The sequence below is a fragment of the Rhodobacter viridis genome, assembly GCF_003217355.1.
Lineage (GTDB): Bacteria > Pseudomonadota > Alphaproteobacteria > Rhodobacterales > Rhodobacteraceae > Rhodobacter > Rhodobacter viridis.
This window is the reverse complement of sequence record NZ_QJTK01000039.1, coordinates 1-4393: the sequence shown is the minus strand read 5'-3', so window position 1 is coordinate 4393 and position 4393 is coordinate 1. Positions and strand designations below refer to the sequence as shown.

General features: G+C 69.5%; 1 protein-coding gene. It reads left to right on the top strand.

Annotated features, from left to right (window positions below; all coding sequences use genetic code 11):
* Positions 1-146: 146 nt before the first annotated feature.
* On the top strand, positions 147-4393 hold a 4247-nt coding region (locus C8J30_RS18075), incomplete at its 3' end, for a M10 family metallopeptidase C-terminal domain-containing protein (protein WP_181420959.1).

The window sequence follows — 4393 nt, the reverse complement described above, 5'->3', positions numbered from 1 at the left end:
CACGGCCATCCTCGCCGCGGCCGGGTGATGCCTGCCAAGGTTAAGCCCGCCCTCCTGACGGTTATCAGGGCGTAAATAAGCGGCTGCTTATTGACCGGTGCCGGTTCGGTGGGGAGGGTTTCGGCGACCGTCGAAAGGATGACCCGATGCCGAACCCGAATGCCAAGATCCGCCTTGCCGCGACCCTCTCTGCGGGGGGCGGTTTTCAGCTCCTGTCACCGGCGCCGGGGGATCTTCTGGCGACGCCGCTCGGCCTGTCGGGGGCGCAGTCGGCGGGGTCGGTCACGGATCTGAATGGCGATGGTCGCGCCGACATCATCCTTGGCACGCCCGGAAGCGACGACAAGGCGCCCGATGCCGGGCGGATCTTCGTGACGCTGGGGGCGGCGGCGCCGGGCTCGGTTCAGGATGTCTCGCATGGCACGCCCGATGTGATGATCATCGACGGCGCGCGCGCGGGCGACATGGCGGGTTTCGCCGTGGGCGGCATCTCCGATCTGAATGGCGACGGGCTTGGCGAGGTGCTGGTGGGCGCGCCCGGCATGGCGGTCGGCGCCGGCTCCGATGCCGGGGCGGGCTTCGTGGTCTGGGGGGCGGCGAGCGGCACCGGCAATGGCGTCGATCTGCTCGATCCGTTTTCGGGCGCGGGCGGGGGATATGTCCTCAAGGGGCAGGCCGCGGGCGACATGGCGGGCTATGCGATGGCGATGAGCGCCGACATGAATGGCGACGGCCGCGCCGAGGTGCTGATCGGGGCGCCCGGGCAGGATGCGGGCGGGAGCGATGCGGGCGCGGCCTATGTCGTCTGGGGCAAGGCCTCCGAGACGCAGGTGCTGCTCTCGACTGTCGCGGCGGGGACGGGCGGCTTTCGGATTCTGGGCGCGGCCGCGGGTGATCGGATCGGCGCAGTGATCGCGACGCTCGCCGATCAGGGCGGCGATGCCCGCCCCGAGATCTTGCTGGGCAGCGCTTCGGCATTGGGCGGCGCGGGGGCGGTCTGGGTCGTCGATGGTCAGGCGAGCGGCGCCACCGTGCGTCTGGCCTCGCTCACCGCCGGGTATCGCATCACCGGAAGCGCGGGGGATGGCGCGGGCGCCGCTGTCGCCGATGCCGGGGACATCAATGGCGACGGGCGTCACGACATAATTGTGGGCTCGGCCTCGGGAACCCGCGCCTGGCTCGTCCATGGCCAGTCGGGCCACGGTGATGTCTTGCTCTCCGATGTTGCGGCGGGGCACGGCGGGGTGCAGATCACCGGCTCCAATCTGGCGGGCCTGACCGTGCTCGGCAGTGTCGATCTGAACGGCGACGGGGTTGCGGACCTTGTGCTGGGCACGCCGCATGACAGCGAGGGCGGCACGGAGGCTGGCGCGGTTTTCGTGATCTGGGGCGATCAGATGTATCGGCCGATCGATCTTGACGAGGTCGGACAGGGCATCGGCGGCGTCAAGATCGTGGGCGCCGCGGGCAGCCTGACCGGAGCCTCGGTGGCGCTGGCGGGCGATCAGGACGGCGACGGGCGCACCGATCTGGCGATCCTCGCCCCGGGACAGGGCGCGGCGCTTGACGTGCTTTATACCCCCGACTGGGTCGTCGATCCGACGGTTTACGGCTCGGCCGCCAATGACGTGATCGGCGCGGGGTCTGGCGGGATCCATCACGCGATCGGAGCGGGTGCCGACAGCGTGATGGGGCTTGCGGGCGATGACACGCTGTCGACGGGGGCGGGGAACGACACGCTCGACGGCGGTCTTGGCGCGGATCTGCTGACAGGCGGCGCGGGCGACGACACTTATCTCGTCGAGGCCACCGGGGACGTGGTGCGCGAAGCGGCGGGCGGTGGCACCGACACGGTGATCGCCGCGCGCAATTTCACCCTGACCGCCCAGATCGAGAACCTGACCCTGACCGGCGCGGCGCGCAGCGGCACCGGCAATGCGCTGGCGAATCTGATCACCGGGACCGATTTCGGCGACACGCTGTCGGGCGCCGCGGGCGATGACACGCTGGTCGGCGGGCGGGGCAACGACACCTATGTTGTCGCGCAAGCGGGCGATGTCGTCACCGAGGCGGCGGGCGGCGGCACGGATGTCGTGCGGGCCGCGATCGACTGGACGCTGGGCGCGAACCTCGAAAACCTTGTGCTTGGCAGCCTCGCGCTTCTGGGCACGGGCAATGAGCTTAGCAACACGATCACCGGCACGGCCCGGGGCAACACGCTGGACGGCGGCGCCGGGGCCGATACCCTGATCGGGCTTGGCGGGAACGACCTTTATGTTTTCGACAGCAGCCTTGACCGGGTGGTCGAGGTCGATGGCGGTGGTCGTGATACGGTCCGGGCTTCGGCCGATGTCGTGCTGGCGGATTGGGTCGAGGCGCTCGAGCTGACAACGCCCGGCCACCGCGGCACCGGCAATGCGCTGGCCAATGTGCTCACCGGATCCTCCGGGGCGGATACGCTCGATGGCGGGGCGGGGATCGACACGCTCGCGGGCGGGACGGGCGATGACACCTATCTGGTGACCGATGCCGGTGACCGGACGGTCGAGCTGACGGCGGCTGGGCATGATGCGGTGCTTGCGGCGATCGACTGGGTTCTGGCCAGCAATATCGAGGATCTGACCCTGACCGGCGCGGCCCATGTCGGCACCGGCAATGCCCTGGCCAACACGATCACGGGCACGAGCGGCGCCGATACGCTGGATGGGCGCGGCGGCGCCGACACCCTGATCGGCGGGGCGGGCGACGATCTTTATCGCATCGACAGCCGCGGCGATGTGGTGACGGAACTGGCAGGCGGCGGGTCCGACACGATCGAGGCGAGCGTCAGCGCGACGCTTGCCGAGGGCGTCGAGACCCTGGTTCTGACGCGTGCCGGGCTGACCGGAACCGGGACCGCCTCGGGCGATCATCTGATCGGCGCGACCGGCGCCGAGCGCCTGATCGGGCTGGCGGGCGATGACACGCTCGAGGGCGGCGCGGGGGCTGACACGATGACGGGGGGCGCGGGCGACGACACCTATCTGATCGACGATCTGGGCGACACGATCGTCGAGGGGGCGGGCGAGGGCACCGACGTGGCGGTTCTGATGCGCGATGGCCTGACCGTGACCGGCGATGTCGAGATCATCCGGCTGGGCGGCACGGCGCACAGCCTGACCGGCAGCAGCGGTGCCAACACGCTCGAGGGCGGCAGCGGCGACGACAGCCTTGATGGCGGGGCGGGCGATGACCGCATTCTTGCGGGCGACGGCGACGACGTGATCACCGCCACCGCCGGGCATGACACCGTATCCGGCGGCTCGGGCGACGACCGCTACATCGTTCACGGCAGCGCCCTGGATATCGAGGATTTCCTCGGCCATGACACGCTTGACGCCTCGCAAAGCAGCACGAACGACCACATCGACCTGTCCGGCGCGACCGATACCGAAATCGAGGGCGAGATCGTCCATGTCGCGCCCGGTGGCAGCACGATCAGCCCGCTCGACGTGCAATTGCTGCAGGATCTGACCGGCAGTTTCGGCGACGACATTGCCACCGTGCGCGGGCTCGTGCCGCAGATGGTGGCGGCAATTCAGGCGGTGCAGGCGGATTCGGTCTTTGGCGTCTCCTCCTTCATCGACCGTCCGGTGTCGCCGTTCGGCGCTCCCGGCGAGTGGGTGTATCGGCTGGACCAGGCGATGTCGGCCGAGGGCGCGGCGCTGGCGGCGACCTATGCCGGGATGGTCAACCTGAGCGGGGCCGATGCGCCCGAAGCGCAGCTCGATGCGCTGATGCAGCTGGCGCTGCATGCGACCGAGGCGGGCTATCGGACCAGCTCGGCGCGCTTTGTCGTGCTCTTCACCGACGCGCCCTTCCACATCGCGGGCGATGGCGCGGCGGCGGGCATCACCACGCCGAACAATGGCGATGGCGTCCTGATCGACGGCGGTCTGGGCGAGGATTATCCGCTGATCGCGCAGGTGCGCGATGCGCTGGCCGCCGCCAATATCATCCCGATCTTCGCGATCGCCGGGGGCTACGAGACCACCTATCAGGATCTGGCGACCCAGCTCGGGCGCGGGACGGTGGTGACCCTGAGCGCGAACAGCTCGAACATCGTCGATGCGATCACCGCCGGGATGGCCGCGGCAACGACCAGCCATATCGAGGATGCCTTTGGCGGCACCGGGGACGACACGATCCTGGGCGGGGCGGAGGCGAACGACCTTGTCGGCAATGGGGGCGCGGATCATCTGACCGGCAATGCCGGCGCCGACATCCTGACGGGCGGCGCGGGCGATGACGTGTTCGTCTTTCTGACAGCCTCCGACAGCACCGCGCTGCAGGCGGATGTGATCACCGATTTCACCTCGGGCAGCGACCACATCGATCTGGCGGCGATCGATGC